Source organism: Anaerolinea thermophila UNI-1, assembly GCF_000199675.1.
GTDB lineage: Bacteria > Chloroflexota > Anaerolineae > Anaerolineales > Anaerolineaceae > Anaerolinea > Anaerolinea thermophila.
The window spans coordinates 548,548-567,304 of sequence record NC_014960.1 but is presented as its reverse complement, the minus strand read 5'-3'; the positions used below and the strand labels follow the sequence as shown (position 1 = coordinate 567,304).

The following is an 18,757-nucleotide window of genomic DNA, read 5'->3' as shown; positions in this document are numbered from 1 at the left end:
CACAGGAGGAATATCATGGAAACTTCAACCGATACGCAAAAGAAAATGGAATTACGCCGCGGGGTCATCGTCTTTGCAGCCCTGGCGGTGCTGACGGTCATTGAGTACTTCCTGGGCACCCATGCCGCCCCCACCATCTTTCTGTGGCTGATTGCCCTGCTGAAAGCCGGGCTGGTCATCTGGTTCTACATGCACATTCAACGCGCCTTCCGCGAAGAAGGAGGACACTAAATGGCAACGCAAACCACTGCGCTGGAACAAGCCCATTCCCATGCTTACAAACTGCGCACGGCGCGTATTGGGCTGTGGTTGTTCATCCTCTCAGACTCATTCGTCTTTGCCGGCTTGCTGGTGACGCGCTTCTACCTGCTGGGTGGACACCGCCCGGAACTGGAGCAACTTGTCGGCGTCATCGTCACCTCTGTCCTGCTCATCTCCAGTTTCTTCATGAACCGCGCCGAAGTGCAAATCTCGCGCGGCAACCGCAAGGGCTTCATCACCAGTACCGCCATCACCATGGCGCTGGGGATTGCCTTCCTCATTGGAGTAGTCGGTGTGGAGTGGCAGATTGCTCCCTTTGGTCCTGCCGATGGCGCGCAGGGCGCGGTCTTCTACATGATGACCGGCATGCACGCCTTCCACGTGCTGACCGGCGTCATCTTCCTGGGCATCATCCTGCGCAACGGACTGCGCGGTCATTACAGTCCTGAACGTCACTGGGCGGTGGAAGCGGCGGCAAACTACTGGCACTTTGTGGACGTGGTGTGGATTTTCTACTATCCGGCATTGTATCTGATCGGTACGCTATGAGAAAGTACGCTTTCTGGCTGGGGCTGGGGGTCTTCATCGCCCTGCTGGCGGTTGCCGGGCTGGCGCTGGCACAGCCTTACCGCCTGCGCGGCTCCATCATTGACCCGCCCCAGCCTGCCCCTGCCATCGCCCTCAACGGCTTTGACCTCTCCGCCCAGCGCGGTAAGGTGGCCCTGCTGTTCTTTGGCTACACCACCTGCCCGGATGTGTGTCCGGCAACCCTGGGCGAGATGAAGCAGGTGCTTCAACGGCTGGGAACTCAGGCGCAGAACGTGCAGGTAGTCTTTGTCACCGTGGATCCCCAGCGGGACACACCCGAGAAGATACAAAAGTACACCACGGCGTTTGACCCGCGCATTGTCGGGGTGACTGGAACGGAAGAAGACTTACAACCCATCTGGCAAGCCTATGGGGTATACCGCGAAATCCGCCAGGGCGGCACGGCGGCAGGCTATCTGGTAGATCACTCCGCGCGGGTATACCTGATTGACCCGGAAGGTTTTCTGCGCGCTACATACCCCTTCGGCACACCGGTGGAAGACCTGCTTTCAGATGTGCGTTTTCTGCTGAAGCCATGAGTATGTGGAAAGCCGTAACCCTTCGTCTGATTTTCTCGCTCATTCTGGGCATGCTGGCAGGCTGGGCAGTGAGTGAAATTTCCTACCAACTGCTCAAAGACCCCAATGCCCGCGATCAGGCGCGGCGCATTGAACTGGTCATCCCGCCCGGCACGGCGGAGAGGGTGGCGGCAGGCGAGCCGGTGCTTTCCCTGCCGGAGAAGATGACTTTTGTGGAAGGCGATTTGCTGGTGGTGAAGAACCTCGACAGTGTCAGTCACCAACTGGGACCGGTGTGGGTACCGCCGCAGTCCAGCGGGGTGCTGGAAGTGGGCAAAGCCAGCACCTACCAGTACACCTGCACCTTCCAGACCTCGCGCCTGTTCGGTATCGAAGTCAAGCCTAACCTGACGGTGGAAACGCGCATCCAGGGCGTGTTACTGATGGGTTTGCCCTCAGCCGCCATGCTGGGGCTGTACAGTTTCCTCATTTTCCCCATCCGCGCAAAAGAAGGAACTTCCGCATGAAAACCACCGTGATGCCCGCCTCTACCCCGAAGACACATGCCTTCTTCAGCCTGCGCTGGCTGGGTACCACCCTGCTGGTGCTGATGGCTGTAGCGGTGATGGTACGGCTGGGTGTATGGCAGTTGGACCGACTGGGACAGCGCCGGGCACAGAATGCGCTCATTCTGCAGAATGCCAGCGCACCGGTGCTGGACCTTAATCGGGCGCTGATACAGGGCAAAACCGACTGGAAAAGTCAGGCATTTCGTCTGGCAGAAGCCAGCGGCGTATATCTACACGAAGAGGAAATTCTCCTGCTCAATCAGGTCTGGGAGGGACAGCCCGGCTACCATCTGGTCACCCCTCTGCGCATCAGCGGCACAGATGCAGTGATTCTCGTGGATCGCGGCTGGATTCCACTGAACCAGGCAGATGAAGCCGCCCGCGCTGTCTACCATCTGAACGGCGAGGTGCGCCTGCAAGGGCGCTTGATGCCCTCGCAAGCCGAACCGCGCTGGGGCGGCGGAGGCGACCCGCAAATTCCTGAGGGAGGCAGATTGCCCGCCTGGAAGTGGTTGAACGTGGAGCGCATTTCCCAACAGGTCTCCGGCAACGTCCTGCCGGTCTACCTGCTGGAATTGTCCGAAAACGCCACCCTCACCCTGCCGTACCGCGCCGACACTTCGATTGAGGTCAGCGAAGGCTCGCACCTCAGTTATGCCCTGCAATGGTTCTCTTTTGCTCTCATTTTGTTGATTGGATACCCCTTTTATGTTCGCAAACAACTCTCTCAACCCCGTTAAACGCTTCCGTCTGCTCATCGGTCTGGCGCTGATTCTCACACTGGCGCTGATGACCGCAGGCACGATTCTGCGCCTGAACAACGGCGCACAAGCCTGCCCGGACTACCCCACCTGCTACGGCTCGTTTGCCCTGCCCGCTGACCCCACCCAAGCCGCCTCGATGATTCATCGCGGGCTGGCAGGGGCATCTTTCCTCTCCCTGCTGGGCGCGCTGGGCATAGCCAGTCGGCATCTGCGCCATCAGCGCGCACTCTGGCTCTCCACGCTGGCTGCCACCGTGCTGTTCCTGATTCAAATTCCACTGGGAGCGGTACTGGTCTTTGGCATTTGGGGCAGACTGATTTCTGCCCTGCACTTCCTGCTCTCCATGCTGGCGCTGGCGGCGCTGACCTCTGCGCTGGCGCTGACCTGGTTGCCGTCTGCAGAATCTCCCCTGAGACTGCGCTTTGCCTCACCGTTTGCCCGTCTGACTCTTTGGAGTACCGCGGCTGGACTGGTGTTGCTGATCAGCGGGGCGCTGGTGAGCGCGCTGGATGCAGGACAAGCCTGCCCGACCTTCCCTGTCTGCCTGCCCGCTGAACCGCTGGGCTGGCTGGCGCTGGCTCACCGCTCGGTAATGCTGATCACCGGCGTACTTTTAAGCCTGCAATTCCGGCGAGCATGGCGTTCTCAGCGCAGTCAAACCCTCACCCTGCCTGCGGTGACGGCAGGCTTTGTGCTGTTCTTCGGTCAGGGTCTGATGGGAGCCTTGATGGTCCTGCGTGGCTTTCCAGTAGAACTGGCGGGCGTGCATGCGCTTGCCGCGGCTGGCTGGGTTGCCGCCAACACCCTCGCCGTGCTGGGGGTCGGGCTGGCGGGACGCACCACTGAAGAGGAAACTGCCGAAGCCCAGGAAACCCTGCCCCTGCGCCAGCGGCTGGGGGATTTTTACCGCCTGAACAAGCCGGTCATCGTTCTGCTGTTACTGGTGACCACTTACGCGGGCATGGTGGTGGGCGGCAAGCGTCTGCCCTCGCTGGAACTAACCTTTTGGACCATGCTGGGGGGTGCGCTTGCGGCGGGCGGAGCCAGCGCACTGAACCAGTACATTGACCGCGAGGTGGACAAAGCCATGCAGAGAACCGCCAAACGCCCCATCCCCTCCGGGCGTATGAAGCCTGCCGAAGGGCTGGCGTACGGCATTGCCGCCTGTCTGACGGCGTTTTTCCTGCTGGCAGGGTTTGTCAACCTGCTGGCGGCACTGCTCTCGCTGGCGGGGATGGTGTATTACGTGGTGCTGTACAGTTTATGGCTCAAACATGCCACCGTGCAGAACATCGTCATCGGCGGCGGCGCGGGAGCAATTCCCCCGCTGGTGGGTTGGGCGGCGGCGACGGGCAGTCTGAATATCCCCTCGCTGTTCCTGTTTGCCATCATCTTCTTCTGGACCCCCCCGCACTTCTGGGCGCTGGCGCTGGTGCGCCGCAACGATTACGCCCGCGGCGGTGTGCCCATGTTGCCGGTGGTGCGCGGTGAAATGGAAACCCGCAAACAGGTGTTCGTCTATACCCTGGAACTGGTCGGGCTGACCCTGCTCGTCCCGCTCTTCAACCTGGCAGGCAGTATCTACCTGATTTCCGCGCTGGTGCTGGGCTTGTGGCTCATCGGCGTGGCGTGGCGCGTGCTGAAGCAGGGCGGCAACAAAATCGCCTGGACGATGTACCGCACTTCCAGCATGTACCTGGCGTTCCTCTTCCTGGCAATGGTCATTGACGTGCTGGTGTAAAAACCGGGATTAAAACCAGAACGATCCCTTCTCACGGGAGCGTTTTTTATTCCAGATGTTCCTTGATTTTCTGCGCCAGTTCCTTCGTGATGCCCGGCGCGGCGGTTAACTCTTCCAGACTGGCTTGACGGATGGCTTCCAGCGAGCCAAAGTGCTGTAACAGCCAGCGGCGGCGCGCCGGACCAATCCCGGGGATCGAATCCAGCACGCTTGCCATGCCCTGCTTGGTGCGCTGTTTGCGGTGCGCGGTGATGGCAAAACGGTGGGCTTCGTCGCGGATGCGCTGGAGCAGGTACAGCCCCTGAGAATGGCGCGGCAGAAGGATGGACTCACTGCGCTCGGGCAGGAAGAGTTCCTCGTTCTGCTTGGCAAGCCCCACCACCGGCACTTTTCCCAGCAAACCAAAGGATTCCAGCACCTTGACCGCGCGGCTCAACTGTCCCTTGCCGCCGTCCACGATGAGCAAGTCGGGCAGGATGGTAAACGCCGGGTCCAGTTTGGCACCGGGTTCAAACTGTCCTTCCTGCGCCGCCTGCCAGCGCTTGAAGCGCCGGGTGAGGGCTTCTTCCATGCTGGCAAAGTCGTCCGGTCCCTGCACCGAGCGGATGTTGAAGTGGCGATAGTTCTTTTTGCTGGGCACACCCTGCTCAAAGACCACCATGCTGGCAACGGTCGCCGTGCCCTGGGTATTGGAGATGTCGAAACATTCGATTTTGTTGGGCGGCGCGGGCAGGTTAAGGGCTTGCTGAATCTCTGCCAGGGCTTGCTGTTGCTTGTTGGTATCGGCTTCCCACTGCGCCCGCAGGGCGGCAAGGGTCTCGATGGCGTTTTCGGTTGCCATCTCCACCAGTTCGCGTTCCTCGCCATGACCCGGCACCACCAGTTGCACCTTTTCGCCGCCACGGCGGGACTTCAGCCATTGCTCGATGATTTGAGCTTCTTCCACCTCGTGAGGTAAAAGCACCTGATCGGGCAGGGTTGCCGCTTCGGAGTAGAACTGCTTGATGAACTGGGAAACGATTTCGGCTTCCTGCTCTTCGTGCGTGCCTTCCAGGATGAAGTATTCGCGCCCAATTAACTTGCCCGAACGGATGAAGAAAATCTGCACGCAGGCTTCGCCGTTGGCGCGGGCAATGGCAATGACATCCGAGTCCATCTGTTTGCTGGAGATAACCCGCTGTTTCTCCACAATTTTTTCGATGGCAAAAATCTGGTCGCGGATGGCGGCGGCGCGCTCAAATTGCAGAGCTTCGGCGGCGTCTTCCATCTCTTTCTGCAGGCGGGTAACGATGGGTTCGGTGCGCCCCTGCAGGAAGTCGCACAGGTCTTCAATCATCCGGCGGTATTCCGCCTGCCCAATCGCGCCGATGCACGGCGCGGCGCACAGTTTGATGTCGTAATACAGGCAGGCACGGGCATCCTTGCCAGTGATTTCGCGGTCGCAGGTGAGGTAGGGGAAGATGCGCCGCAGGACATCCAGCGTCTGATGCACCGCCCACACGCTGGTGTAGGGTCCAAAATAGCGCGAGCCGTCCTGCACCATCTGACGGGTCACGGTCACTTTGGGAAATGGCGCCGCCCAGTGGACTTTGATGTAAGGGTAGCGCTTATCATCCTTCAGGCGGATGTTGTAGCGCGGGCGGTACTTTTTAATCAGGTTCATCTCGAGGATCAACGCCTCGAGTTCGCTTTCCACCACAATCCAGTCAATGTGAGCGATGTGCCGCACCAGTTGACGGGTCTTGAAATCTTTAGGACTTTCGTTGAAGTATGAGCGCACCCGATTGCGCAGATTGACCGCCTTACCCACGTAAATCACTTCTCCGGCTTCGTTCTTGTAGATGTAACAACCGGGACGCGTGGGAAGGTTATCTAAAATTTGCTGAAGGTGCTCAGAAATCGGCTTCATGCTCTCAAGACGACCCCAGAGTCATGGCACAGCCATCGGCGCGCGGGTCCGAACCCGCCCACAGCACCCCCTGCTCAGGATCGCGGTAAATGACCTGTCCGCGTCCGAACAGAGTGCGCCCCACGCCGCTGACCGGGCGAACGTGGTGACCGCGGTCCGCCAGCGCCGCCATAGTCTTGACCGGGATGCCCTCTTCCAGCGCCACCACACTGCCGCTTTCATCGGGTTCGATGCAGAAGCGCGGGCGGTCCAGCGCCGCCTGCGGGTCCAATTGATCGTCCACCAGAGCCACCGCCACCTGCAAATGCCCCTGAGGCTGCATGAACCCGCCCATCACCCCGTAACAGGCAAAGAGGCTGTTATCTTCTTCGCGGGTTGCCATTGCCGGGATGATGGTGTGGTAAGGACGCTTGAAAGGCGCCACCTGATTGGGATGACCGGGAATCAGGCTGAAATTATGCCCGCGATTCTGTAAACTGAAGCCCCAGCCGCGCGGCACAATGCCCGTGCCAAAACCCATGTAATTGCTGTTGATGAACGAACAGGCGTTGCCCTGCGCATCCACCACCGCCAGATAGACCGTATCGCTGGAAGCAAACGGCACGCCGTGGCGGACTGCCGGGTTGGCACGTGCCGGGTCAATCAACTTGCGGCGTTCCCCGGCGTACTCTTTGGAGAGCAATTCTTCTAATGGAATGCGGGCAAACACGGGGTCTGCCACGTAATGGCGGGCATCGGCAAACGCCAGACGCATGGCTTCAATGAGCAGATGCAATCGCTCCGGCGAAAGCGCATCCAGGCGGTGCAGATCATAGGTTTCCAGCAGGTTCAACGCCAGCAGAGCGGCAATGCCCTGCCCGTTGGGCGGGCATTCCCAAAAGTGCACGCCGTGATACGTCACGCTGATAGGTTCTTCCCAGGTACTTTCATGCGCCGCCAGGTCTTCGAGCGTCAGGCATCCACCGGCTTCGCGCACTACCTCGACGATGGCATGAGCAATCGCGCCGCGGTAGAAGGCATCCTTGCCTTCAATGGCAATCATGGTCAGGGCTTGCGCCAGCCCGGGGTTGCGGAAAATCTCACCGGCACGCGGACCGCGCCCGTTAAGGGTCAATTCCAGGCCGTTCACCGCCGACGCCAGTTGGGATGTGGCGGCACGCTGCCACAGGTAAGCCGTCTGCGGGGCTACCGGAAAGCCCTCATGAGCCAGTTCCACTGCCGGACCCAGCACTTTGAGCAACGGCAAGCGGCCAAAACGCTCCACCGTATCGCACCAGGCGGCACACGCCCCCGGCACGGTGATGGTGTAGGGATGGAAACGCGGCAGGGTTTGCCCAAACCCTTCGGCTTCGAGGCGTTCCAGCGTCAGCGCGGCGGGAGCACGTCCCGAGCCATTGAGGGCATATACCTTGCGGGTACTGGCTTCGTAGTACAGGCAAAAGGCATCGCCCCCCAAACCGGTACTGCCCGGCTCGGTCACGGCAAGCGCGGCGGCAGTTGCTACGGCGGCATCAGCGGCATTGCCCCCCATGGAAAGCACCTTCAACCCTGCAGCCACGGCAAGCGGCTGAGAAGCCGCCACGATTCCATACCGGCTGATCACCGGCGAACGACGGGAAGTAAATTCAAACAAATTGCTCTCCATAGCGATTCGATTTTATCATCAATCCCTTATGGAAGGCATGTCTGAAATGCCACCTTGCACTTTCACAACAAAACCTTTGCAAACGCTTGCACTACACACAAACCCTGATAAGATAGAAATATACAGGTTTAAGTTCAGGAACGTGGATGCTGGCTATTCTTCCCGGTCGTAGTTTTCCACTTGGCGCAACGGTTTTCCCCAAGGGTGTCAATTTCAGTCTTTACTCCCGTGGGAGTACACGGGTTGAATTGCTGTTGTTCAACTCCGCCGACGATGCCAAACCGGCAGATGTCATTCCCCTGGATCCGCACAAAAATCACACTTTCCATTACTGGCATGTGTTTGTTCCCGGACTGAAAGCAGGACAAATCTATGCTTACCGTGTAGATGGTCCTTACAAGCCAGAAAAAGGTCTGCGTTTCGACCCCACAAAAATCCTGCTCGACCCATATGGGAAAGCAGTGGTATTTCCACGACATTACGACCGAAAAGCGGCGTGTCAGCCGGGAGATAACACCCCCTACGCGCTGAAAAATGTGGTGGTGGATACCTCTGCCTATGACTGGAACGGCGATTACCCCCTGCACCGCCCATTCGCCCGTTCGGTGATTTACGAGATGCACCTGGCAGGTTTCACCCGTCACCCCAATTCGGGCGTAACAGAGGAGAAACGGGGAACTTTTGCGGGATTGATTGAAAAAATCCCCTATCTGGTGGAACTGGGCATCACAGCAGTAGAACTTCTGCCCGTGTACGCCTTTGACCCGCTGGATGCGCCCCCCGGATTAAGCAACTACTGGGGGTACAGCCCCATTTCCTTCTTTGCCTTGCATCCATTCTACAGTTCCCGTAAAGACCCGCAGGGCGTGATGGACGAATTCCGCGACATGGTGAAGATGCTTCACCGCGCCGGCATCGAGGTCATTCTGGATGTGGTGTACAACCACACCACCGAAAACGGCGCCGAAGGTCCTACGCTCTCGTTCCGCGGGCTTGCCAACGACGTGTACTACATGCTCGACCCCAAAGACCGCTCGCGCTACGTCAACTACACCGGCACGGGCAACACCCTCAACACCAACCATCCGGTGGTGAGGCGCATGATTCTGGACAGTCTGCGCTACTGGGTGTCCGAGATGCACGTGGATGGTTTCCGTTTTGACCTTGCCTCGATTCTCTCCCGCGATGAACACGGTAACCCAGTGCCCAACCCGCCCGTCCTGCTGGATATTGAAAACGACCCCTATCTGGCGGGCACAAAACTCATTGCCGAGGCATGGGATGCAGCCGGCTTGTATCAGGTAGGCAACTTCGTCGGCGACCGCTGGCGCGAGTGGAACGGAAAATTCCGCGATGATATCCGCCGCTGGGTGCGCGGCGATATCGGCAGCATCTACGCCTTCCCCAATCGCATGCTTGCCAGCCCCGACCTGTACGGGCATGAAGAAAAAGAACCCGACCAGAGTATCAACTTCATTACCTGCCACGACGGCTTCACCCTCAACGACCTGGTGACCTACGAGCAGAAGCACAACGAAGCCAACGGCGAGGGCAACCGCGACGGGCATAACGAAAACCTGTCCTGCAATCATGGCGTGGAAGGCCCATCCAAAGATCCCGAAATCGAAGCCCTGCGCGAACGGCAAATCAAGAACTTCTTTGCCTACGCGCTGCTGGCACTGGGCGCGCCGATGATTCAAATGGGCGACGAAGTGCGCCGCACCCAGCGCGGCAACAATAACGCTTACTGTCAGGATAACGAAATTTCCTGGTTCGACTGGTCTCTGGTGGAAAAGCACGCCGACCTTTTGCGCTTTGTGCGGGAATTAATCCGCTTCCGCCTGCACTTTGCCTCTGATCCAGAGGACGATTTCAAATCGCTCTCGCAGATTTTGCAGGAAGCGCGCATCACCCTGCACGGCACTCACCTCAATCAACCCGATTGGAGTCCGCACTCCCACTCGCTGGCGATGACGGTGAGCAACGGCGGCGGCAAGCGCTTCATCCATATGATTTTCAACGCCTACCACGACCCGTTGACCTTTGAACTGCCGGCGCTTGCCAACGGCGGGCGCTGGCGGCGTGTGCTGGATACCAGCCAGCCTTCCCCTGATGATTTAATTCCCCCCTTCCGCGCGCCCCGCGTTCATTCCACCCACTACCGCGCCGAAGGACGCTCGGTGGTGGTGCTGGTAGCGGACCTGGACGAAAACTAACTCATCCCAGGCGGAGTATTTCCTGCTGGAAGATGCGCCGCGCAATGGCGATGGTGGTGGCGTAGGTTGAGTCCATGCCGTAGTAGGAGAGCGTCCCCGCGCCCAGATTTTGTCCCTTGCTCAGAGGCGTATCCGAAGCATAGTGGAGAATCCCCAGGTCAAAGGGTAAATCGCTCAGATTGACCAGTTCATCCACCGGATGACGTTTGGGACGCGACATCTCGTACACTGCCGAAAGATACGGTCCGGCTTCCATTTCAATATCGGCATACCCCTCGCGGTAAAACACATCCATAATACGAGCGTTCTGCAGGAACGTTCCCAGCACACACACCGCTTTCTGATTATCCAGCACCGAGCCATAAACCAGATAGGGAGTGACATCAGCGGCGGTGAAACAGTTGCGGAAAAGGTAAGTATTGTGAGAATGCTCATCCTGTACCACCGATGGAATCATCACATCCCCGCGGCGGGCATTGAGCGTGGCGGCTTTGCCCATGATGTAGACCCCGAGAATCTGGATGGCTTGCTCGGCAATCTTGGAAAGCAGGTGATACGCCGCCAGCCCCAGCGGATAATCAATGTTCAGGATGAGCGCGTTGCTCTGACGCAGGGCGGTCAAGTCCAAGCCGGTCTGCAAGCGTGGGTCAAAGCGGGAAGGGTCCAGGCGGGACAGGTCAATCACCTGGGCTTCCAGGTCGAATGAGCGCTCGGAAGGAATGCGCAAAATACCCAGAGACTGCTCTTCTTCCAGTTGCTCATGCAGGGAATGCGCCCCTGCCATGCTCTGCTGATACTTCTTCAGGGCATAGTACAGAAAATTCTCGCGACTGGAACGCACCTGCCCCTGCTGAATATCACGCCATTCATTCTTCAGTTCCGGGCTGGATTGTTCGATGAAACGGGCAATCTCATCCTCATGGCGCAGGGCATACCCGGAAAGCAGATTGGCAAGGCTATGGGTGTTGCTGGAAATGAAGTACAACGGGCGTTCGCCCAGTTGCGAACAAACCGATTCCAGATGCTCCCACCACAAGTGGGTGGCGCGCTGATAGGCACTCAGCGAGCCGGAGAGCAAACGCACCCCCAGGTTCATCTTCTGCGCGCGGATGCGCTCCAGCATGGCGGCAAACTGACTGCCCCACAAAGTCCGCAGGCGTCCCAGGTCTTCCACCGTCAGGCGCAGAGCATCCGCCAGGCGCAGGAATCGCTGAGGATCTACTGCCGCTTCTTCCAGAGAAAGCCCTTCCGGCAGGGAAGACAGCAAAAGGCGCATCTTGTTCCATTCAATTTGATATGCCGTCAAAGCAGGTAGAATATCCTCAATATCCGAGCGCGAGGCGATGTAGCATGCCAGCGTCCCCTGACCATCGAAGAAACAGCGCCGCCGCCGGGCGCGGGCAGAAACTTCCTGCCAGGTTTCAATGTTACCGTAGCCGTGGCGCTGGAAGACTTCCTGGCTCTGCCCGAGAATCACCGAGCGCACCTCGGGCATACAATCGGGCAGGCGCAGCATGGCGTAGATGAACGCCGAGAGATCCGGCTGAGAATCGCGGGCGTGGGGGTGTAGCAGGGAATTCATCCCCGCATGGGCTTCTTCAAGCGTGCGGATGGACACTTCTGCAGTAGAGCGCAGAAGCGAATACAGCGTGGCTCGATAGAGTTTAATCTCTTCACTGGTGGCACTGGGTACGGTTCGTTCCATGAAAGGGATTATAACCCAAAGTAGAGAGGGCTAAAAAACGGGCGAACTTTTCTTAAATTTGGGTAAACTTTATCAGATTTATGGTATAATATTTTTTGAAAGTATTTGCTTGTAGGAGGAAAACATGTCCGATTGCGCTTGTGGCGGTTCGTGCGGTTGCGGTCATCACACCGAAGAAAGCACGGTGTATCTCACGCGGGAAGAATACATTGCCCGGCTGGAACAATACTTACTGGACTTAAAGGCAGAAATTGCCGCTGTAGAGGCTGAACTGGCAGAACTGCGCCAGACAGCATAAACCATCTACGCTTTACTGGCTTACCGGTGGCGCTCCCTGAAAGGCATAGTCCTCTCAGGGAGCTTTTTGATCAAGGCGTCATCCCGGGGAGTAGTGTAGGCAAAACCTCATTGATGAATCGCGTAATCACCGGAGCGATGAAGATCAAATACCCCACAAACAGGAACGCCGTGACAATTAACTGAATTACGAAAAAATGCCCGTACACCGTCAGCGCGCGAATCCAGAAACTGCGGCTGACCAATCCGGTGCGGGGCCATTCCTGGCGCAGTAAATTTAACACGTTGCGGTTGGAATTGGAAACTTCCTCCATGGCACTGCGCAGAGCGGTATTCTCATCTTCCAGCACGCGGATTTTGGCTTCCAGGTCGTTCAGGTACTCCACCAGTTCATTGACGTTTTTGAGTTGGTTCACCGTAATCGGCATGGGCACCTCCGTTTTACCCGTTTTCTCCCCAAATCTTGATGAGTTGTATATAGAATTGCACCATTCGTGCCAGTGTCTCTATTGAAATATGTTCATTTTCACTGTGAATGGTCTTGAGTTCCTCCGGCGTGATGAGCATTGGACTGAGACGGTAAATTTGATCGCAGACCGCCTGATAGTGCCGCGCATCGGTGGCGCCCGCCACCAGGTAAGGCGCACTGACGGCTTCCGGATACACCTGCCCCAACGCCTGAAGGATACCCAGGTAGGCAGGCGAATCGGTGGGTGAAACCCCCGAGGCTTCCCACGATCCGCCCTGCGGCAGGGAAATCTGCACCGCATCATCGGCAATCACCCGCCGGGCATATGCCACCACATCCGCCACACGGTCGCCGGGCATCAGGCGGAAATTAACCACCGCAGTCGCACGCGCGGGCAGAACGTTGTCCTTCACACCGCCCTGAACCATGGTCACGGCGGTGGTGGTACGAATCAGCGCATTGGTGCGCGGATTCGCCGAGAGTACGCGAGCAATCAGCGGACGAAAAAGCCACAGATTGGCAAACGCCAGCCTCAGCCCAAAGGGCAGAAACGGCGCCAGATGCTCGAACATGCGGTGTACCATGTGCAGGCGTTCCGGCAAAGGCGCGTTTTCCAGGCGGGTGATCGCCCGCGCCAGCACCCCGATACCGGTGTGTTTGGGCGGCATGGCAGAATGCCCGCCAGAGGATTCGACGGTCAGTTGCAGGGTGGCATACCCCTTTTCGGCAATGCCGATGAGCGCCACGGGCAGGCTCACTCCAGGGACAACCCCACCGCTGAGAATCGCCCCGCCTTCGTCCAGCACCGCCGCAAGGCGGGCATTGTATGCCTGAATGCGCCCGGCAATCTGCGCTGCCCCCTGAAAGCCGCCGATTTCCTCATCATGCCCGAATGCCAGCAGGATGGTGCGTTTGGGCTGGTATCCCTGCTTCAAAAGTGTTTCTACCGCCTCCAGAATCGCTACCACACTGTTTTTGGTATCCAGCGCGCCGCGCCCCCAAACTGCACCATCCTCGATATGACCATCAAAGGCTGGAAATTTCCAGGCATCGCGCGTCTCGGGATCTACCGGCACCACATCCAGGTGACCCGCCAACAGCACCGGCTCGAGGAATTCATCCCTGCCCTTCCAGGTGTACAGCAAACTCAGACGATTGACGACATCCACCCGCAAGGTGGCATGCACCCGCGGATACAGGCGCTCCAGTTCTCGATGCAATGCATAAAAGGTTTGGGGGTCTGCCGGTTTTCCCTCGCTTTCGGAAATGGTGCGGTGGCGGAGTACGGCGGCAAGATGCTCGGCAACAATGTTGCCATCTACCTCTGGAAGTTCGGCTTGCTCAACAGGCGGGGGAACTTTACCGAAAAGCACGGTGCGAATCAACAGAAACGCCAGAAAAAACAGCACCAGCACCAGCACAAGGATTCCCAAGCTTTCCAGCATACAGGCTTCCTCCCCAACGGATGATGAATTTACATCAGTATAGCAGAATTGTTAACAACTGCTCTTCTAAAAAAGTTACAAAAGTTATCCATTTTCTGGCTATAATCGTGCAGAGAGGTGCTGTATGGAAGAGATTCTTTCTTTACCCATACGAGGAATGGATGGTGCTCCCCTGACCAATACCTTCTTCCGTCAGAAAGAGGAAGCCAGTGAACTGGCGGTTTTCTTCCCGGGACGCGGCTACACCTGCGCCATGCCCGTCCTGTACTACCCCACCCGTTTAATGGTGCAACGCGGCGCCGATGCCCTGACCATCGAGTACAACGCCACCCGGGAAGCCGGCTTTGACCAACTGGACATGGAAGAACGCCTGCGCCGTTTGGGCAACGATGCCCGCAACGCCGTCGAAGTGGCTCTGACGCAACGAAAATACCAGCGGGTGGTGCTGTTCGGCAAATCGCTGGGCAGTCTGGTGCTGGCATGGCTTCTGGTACACGAACCGGAGTTACTTCACGCCACCTATGTATGGCTCACCCCGCTGGTGCGTGTGCCGTTCCTGCGCGAAGCCGTGCGCCGAGCCAAACCCCAATCGCTATTCATCGCCGGGGATGCTGACCCACTCTTCGATTCTGATGCCATGCAGGACTTGATGAAACAGGGCGATTTTCATCTGCTGGTGCTGTCCGGCGCTAACCATAGTCTGGAAATTGAGGGAGACCTTGAGGCTACCCTGAAAGGGATGTCGCTCATGTTGCGCACGCTGGACGAGTTCCTACAGAAAGGTTGATCTCCCTTTGATGCGTCCCAAATCTCTGCCGTGGCTGGTGTTTTTGTGCGTGCGTGTACCGCTCCTGCTGGCGCTCTCTTTCGACGGCTTGCGCGGGTACGGCGATTTCTTTCATTTTTATCGGCTTGCGCAGTTCCCCGGTCTGCCGTTTGTGAATTACTGGGTGGAATTTCCACCCCTGTTCCCTTTCCTCATCGAAGGGCTGGCGCGCCTTGCTCCCCGCGAGAATGCCTTTACCTACCTGCTGGTGCTGTTACTCACCCTTGCAGACCTCGGGAACGTTCTGCTGTTTCAGCGTCTCAGCCAGCGGCTGAATCTCCCTGATGATTCCACTCGCACCATTCTGTACGCCGCATTGATCGCCGGACTGGCTTACACCTGGTGGTATTTTGACAGCGTGTGCGTATTCTTCACCCTGCTGGGACTGGATGCCATGCTCACGGGGCGTTCAGCAGGCAAAACCGGTTTAGCGATTGGGCTGGGCATGCTGACCAAGTGGTTTCCCGCTCTGTTATTACCTGCGCTCTGGCGCATCCTGCCGCCCAAACGGGCTGTCCTTGCCACCCTCACGGCGTTCGGGCTGGTACTGGTTGTGTATGCTGGACTTTGGACAGCCTCGCCCGCGTTCACGAACGCCTCACTGCGCTCCCAATCTGCCAAGGGGTCATGGGAAACCGTGTGGGCACTGCTGGACGGCAACTGGGGCACCGGCAATTTTGGCGAACTTTCCCAACGTTCCGACCCGCAAGCCGCCGCGCAGACGATGGGCAACCCCGCGCGTATTCCTGCCTGGCTGAGTTTGCTGGCGTTGGGCGGACTGGGATTATTCCTGTATTGGCGGTATAAGGTAACTTCCCCCCAAGACGCCCTTCCTCTGATTGGGCTGACCTGGGGGCTGTTTTTCCTCTGGTCGCCGGGATGGAGCCCGCAGTGGGTACTTTACCTCATCCCGCTGATTCTGCTCAGTCTGCCCTTACGGCAGGCTTTGCTGATGGGCGGCGCGCTGATGCTGGTTAACCTGCTGGAATGGCCCCTCCTGCTCTCCCGCGGATGGTTTCACCTGCTCCCTCTCTCCGTGATTCTGCGCACTTTTCTGCTTATCCTGCTGGTGATGGTCTGGGCGCAAAACCCGCTGAAACTTTTACAACCGGATTTTCGTAATTGAATCTGGATAGTTTTTCTGCTACTCTAGAAAAAGAATTTGTCAGTCTTAAGGAGAAAAATATGAGCGAATACACCAACACTGCCGGTCAGCGGTTGGATTTACCCGAACCGGTCGTCTCCCTTTCCGGGCGCACCATGGGCGGGGCAGATTATCAGATCATCGGCACGGTGATGCAAGCCCTCACCCTGCGCATGAAACCGGGCATGGGCTTTTACACTGAGGTCGGCTCGCTCTCATGGATGAGTCAGGGCGTGCGCATGGACACCAACCTGGGCAAAGGCGGTTTGATGGGCGCGCTGGGGCGCATGTTTACAGGCGAATCGCTCTTTGTGGTCAACTACACTGCCGAAATCGACGGGGCTATGGCAACCTTCTCGTGCGACTTTCCTGGAAAAATCGTGCCAGTCAACCTGGCGCAGGGACAAGCCATGATTGCCCAAAAGGACACCCTGCTGGTAGCCGAGCAAAGCGTCAGCCTGAGCATTGCTTTCCAGAAGCGTCTGGGGGCGGGCTTGTTTGGCGGCGAGGGCTTCATTCTGCAAAAGTTTGAGGGTCCCGGCACCTTCTTTGCCAGTTTTGATGGCGAAATCGTCGAGTACACCCTGCAACCCGGGCAGAAGATGCTGGTGGATACGGGGCATCTGGCAATGTTTGAGCCAACGGTAACCTACGATGTGCAGATGGTCAAAGGGGTAAAGAACCTGCTCTTCGGCGGTGAGGGGTTGTTCCTGGTCAGCCTGACCGGACCGGGGCGCATCTGGCTGCAGACCATGCCGATGTCCAAACTGGCTGGAGCCATTCACAAATTCATGCCCTCTGCTGAAGGAAAAAGCCAGGGTCCAGGGCTGAACATCAACCTGGGCGGGTAGTTTCTAAAGAAAAGGCGCCGGTGAACCGGCGCCTTACTTTTTTGTGAAAGAACCCGCTGAATTACCTTGCCAGATCGGCAATCAAAATCCAGCCAATGATGGTACGGGTTTCACCCACGTATTCCACCAGCAGACACTCGCGCGAGAGGGTATCGAAACGCCGCTCGGCAGGGAGCAGGCGCACCACGGCGCCTTCGGGAATCTGAGCAATGCCGGTAAACTCCTCATAACAGCCGTTGCGCGCCCATACCCGCCGCGCCAGTGTTGCCGTCAACGGCGTAGGGGTGATGGTAGGTGTCTCAGTAGGGCGCGGGGTGGGAGTAACGGTTGCCGTGGGGGTTGCCGTGCGGGTAGGGGTGGCGGTTGCCGTGGGCGTCGCCGTTGCCGTGGGGGTGAGGGAAAGAATGTACCCGCGCACCTGGCCTACCCCCAGCCAGATGAGGAAAACCACCAGCGCCAGCGCCAGCGCCGCGCCGGCAATCTTCAAGCCCAGCAGGGTACTGGTGTACACCGAAAGGGCTTTGTTCAGTTCAATGATGTTGGGGTCGTTGGGAAAACGCGCCCGCAGGTCGGCGCTCATGCGCGCCGCCGCCGAGGGCCAGTTGGGGTTAGTCTCCAGCACAGCGCGGGTCTGCTCCAGCGTATCTTCGTAGCGGGAGATTTCCTGAAAGGTTTTTTCCACCTCGCGCTGAAGTTCGCTAAACTCGTCACTCTGATAGCCCAGTCCGGTCAATTGATCGAGCAACTGGCGCGCCTGGCGGATACGACTGCGTGCCGTTTCCAGCGTTTGCGCCCGTACTGCCTGAGCGCGCAACTGCCGCGCCTGCTCCATAAGGCTGGACGCCAGCCGCGGGATGGCGGTTTCCAGTTGGGCGCGCAGTTTTTGCAGGGTGGGGTTTTCGCCGTACTTCAGCACCAGCGTTTCAATGTTCGTTTTTGCTTGAGTCACTGCGCGGGGGTCCAGCACGGTGGCGTTGAGGGCTTCAGCACTGGACTGAATCTGTTCGCGTTCGCGCAAAAGGGTTTGCAGGCGCTCGTGGTAGCGGGGCAAACCGGTGGCTTGCGCCGCCGTCTCCACGCGGTCAATGCCCTCTTCCAGTTGTCCCTGCGCGAACAACTGCAAGCCTTCGTTGAAGACATTCTCGGCATCAATGTTCTGCTGAAGTTTCTGCTCGAACTCGGTGCCTTCCTGCCAGCGCTGGATGCCGTACTGCTGAAGGATGTTCTGGGCGCGCTGAAGCAGCGCCAGGGCATCCTGATAGCGTCCAAGCCGCGCCGCCGACTGGGCTTTGCCGAACGCCGAGGCGGCTTCCGCAGGCAGTGCCACTGCCGGGATGTAGCCCGTGCGCAGGTAGCCCTCGGCTTCGTTGCGGTGCTGGCGGGCGCGCTCCCAGTCGGGCTCAATGGCAAGCACCTGGTCATACAGGCGGATGGCATCGGCGTAGCGCCCGCCGTAAAAGAGGCGCTCGGCTTCTTCCATGGTTTCCTGAGCGTAAGGGTTGTGCTGGCGTTCCTCGCCGCGCGGACGGGTGGGGCTGGGATGAGCCGAGGCTTCCGTTGCCGCTGCGCCGCGCAGAGGCGTTTCAGGCACGGGTTTCACCTCGCCGCCGCGCAACCGCCCTCGCAGTTCCTGAAACAGGCGCTGGGCGCGGGTGCGTTCAGATTCCGGCAGAGTGGCAAAATCGCTCTCGTGCATGGCATCGTCCAGTTCAATGGAGAGCCGGCGCAGTTCGTTCAAGGGGGTACTGGCATCTGCCAGTTGTTGTTCAATTCGGTCAAGTAAAGAAAGGTCCATAGTCATTTCCCATT

At 58.4% G+C, this 18,757-nt stretch carries 17 protein-coding genes; 11 read left to right on the top strand and 6 right to left on the bottom strand.

Features of this window, described 5'->3' with window-relative positions; genetic code table 11:
• Positions 1-15 precede the first annotated feature (15 nt).
• The 6 genes from ANT_RS02625 to ANT_RS17660 are packed head-to-tail and all read left to right on the top strand — an operon-like array spanning position 16 to position 4,441.
• Positions 16-231: a cytochrome C oxidase subunit IV family protein gene (locus ANT_RS02625; protein ID WP_013558959.1), complete on the top strand. Its 216-nt coding sequence runs from the start codon at positions 16-18 to the stop codon at positions 229-231.
• Complete coding sequence (locus ANT_RS02620; RefSeq protein WP_013558958.1) at positions 232-810, top strand: cytochrome c oxidase subunit 3; 579 nt, start codon at positions 232-234, stop codon at positions 808-810. It abuts the gene before it with no gap.
• A complete protein-coding gene (locus tag ANT_RS02615; RefSeq protein ID WP_013558957.1) occupies positions 807-1,388 on the top strand; it encodes an SCO family protein in 582 nt (193 codons plus the stop codon). Before ANT_RS02620 ends, ANT_RS02615 begins: the two co-directional genes overlap by 4 nt.
• A 2-nt stretch (positions 1,389-1,390) precedes the next feature.
• Positions 1,391-1,894 carry a hypothetical protein gene (locus tag ANT_RS02610; protein ID WP_041454541.1) on the top strand — a complete coding sequence of 168 codons (504 nt, stop codon included), beginning with the start codon at positions 1,391-1,393 and terminating at the stop codon, positions 1,892-1,894.
• Positions 1,891-2,676, top strand: a complete 786-nt coding sequence (locus ANT_RS02605; protein ID WP_013558955.1) for an SURF1 family protein — start codon at positions 1,891-1,893, stop codon at positions 2,674-2,676. Before ANT_RS02610 ends, ANT_RS02605 begins: the two co-directional genes overlap by 4 nt.
• Entirely contained in the window at positions 2,645-4,441 is a 1,797-nt protein-coding gene (locus tag ANT_RS17660; protein WP_013558954.1) for a heme o synthase, read from the top strand. The genes ANT_RS02605 and ANT_RS17660 overlap by 32 nt, the downstream gene beginning before the upstream one ends.
• Before the next feature lie 46 nt (positions 4,442-4,487).
• On the opposite strand, the gene uvrC is transcribed toward ANT_RS17660, so the two are convergent.
• Positions 4,488-6,350 carry an excinuclease ABC subunit UvrC gene (gene uvrC / locus ANT_RS02595; protein ID WP_013558953.1) on the bottom strand — a complete coding sequence of 621 codons (1,863 nt, stop codon included), beginning with the start codon at positions 6,348-6,350 and terminating at the stop codon, positions 4,488-4,490.
• 4 nt (positions 6,351-6,354) lie between these two features.
• A complete protein-coding gene (locus tag ANT_RS02590) occupies positions 6,355-7,995 on the bottom strand; it encodes a gamma-glutamyltransferase family protein (protein ID WP_013558952.1) in 1,641 nt (546 codons plus the stop codon).
• A gap of 146 nt (positions 7,996-8,141) precedes the next feature.
• Here ANT_RS02590 and glgX point away from each other — a divergent pair, with 146 nt between their 5' ends.
• Positions 8,142-10,211 (top strand): glycogen debranching protein GlgX, encoded by a 2,070-nt coding sequence (gene glgX / locus ANT_RS02585; protein WP_013558951.1) that lies wholly within the window; start codon positions 8,142-8,144, stop codon positions 10,209-10,211.
• Position 10,212: 1 nt separating this feature from the next.
• Here glgX and ANT_RS02580 read toward each other — a convergent pair whose 3' ends face one another.
• Positions 10,213-11,916 carry a DUF6909 family protein gene (locus ANT_RS02580; RefSeq protein ID WP_013558950.1) on the bottom strand — a complete coding sequence of 568 codons (1,704 nt, stop codon included), beginning with the start codon at positions 11,914-11,916 and terminating at the stop codon, positions 10,213-10,215.
• Positions 11,917-12,040: 124 nt separating this feature from the next.
• Here ANT_RS02580 and ANT_RS17260 point away from each other — a divergent pair, with 124 nt between their 5' ends.
• Positions 12,041-12,214 carry a hypothetical protein gene (locus ANT_RS17260; RefSeq protein WP_013558949.1) on the top strand — a complete coding sequence of 58 codons (174 nt, stop codon included), beginning with the start codon at positions 12,041-12,043 and terminating at the stop codon, positions 12,212-12,214.
• A gap of 70 nt (positions 12,215-12,284) precedes the next feature.
• On the opposite strand, the gene ANT_RS02575 is transcribed toward ANT_RS17260, so the two are convergent.
• Together ANT_RS02575 and ANT_RS02570 are read right to left on the bottom strand one after the other, a co-directional pair.
• Positions 12,285-12,641 (bottom strand): hypothetical protein, encoded by a 357-nt coding sequence (locus ANT_RS02575; protein WP_013558948.1) that lies wholly within the window; start codon positions 12,639-12,641, stop codon positions 12,285-12,287.
• 13 nt (positions 12,642-12,654) lie between these two features.
• Positions 12,655-14,127, bottom strand: coding sequence for a M20 family peptidase (locus ANT_RS02570; protein ID WP_041454539.1), 1,473 nt, complete (start codon positions 14,125-14,127; stop codon positions 12,655-12,657).
• 124 nt (positions 14,128-14,251) lie between these two features.
• Here ANT_RS02570 and ANT_RS02565 point away from each other — a divergent pair, with 124 nt between their 5' ends.
• The 3 genes from ANT_RS02565 to ANT_RS02555 are packed head-to-tail and all read left to right on the top strand — an operon-like array spanning position 14,252 to position 16,948.
• Positions 14,252-14,914: an alpha/beta hydrolase gene (locus tag ANT_RS02565; RefSeq protein WP_013558946.1), complete on the top strand. Its 663-nt coding sequence runs from the start codon at positions 14,252-14,254 to the stop codon at positions 14,912-14,914.
• Between the two features lie 10 nt (positions 14,915-14,924).
• The gene (locus tag ANT_RS02560; protein WP_013558945.1) at positions 14,925-16,079 is read left to right on the top strand and encodes a hypothetical protein; all 1,155 of its coding nucleotides are present in this window, start codon (positions 14,925-14,927) and stop codon (positions 16,077-16,079) included.
• Positions 16,080-16,138: 59 nt separating this feature from the next.
• A complete protein-coding gene (locus ANT_RS02555; RefSeq protein ID WP_013558944.1) occupies positions 16,139-16,948 on the top strand; it encodes a TIGR00266 family protein in 810 nt (269 codons plus the stop codon).
• A gap of 61 nt (positions 16,949-17,009) precedes the next feature.
• On the opposite strand, the gene ANT_RS02550 is transcribed toward ANT_RS02555, so the two are convergent.
• Entirely contained in the window at positions 17,010-18,743 is a 1,734-nt protein-coding gene (locus ANT_RS02550; protein ID WP_013558943.1) for a tetratricopeptide repeat protein, read from the bottom strand.
• Positions 18,744-18,757 lie beyond the last annotated feature (14 nt).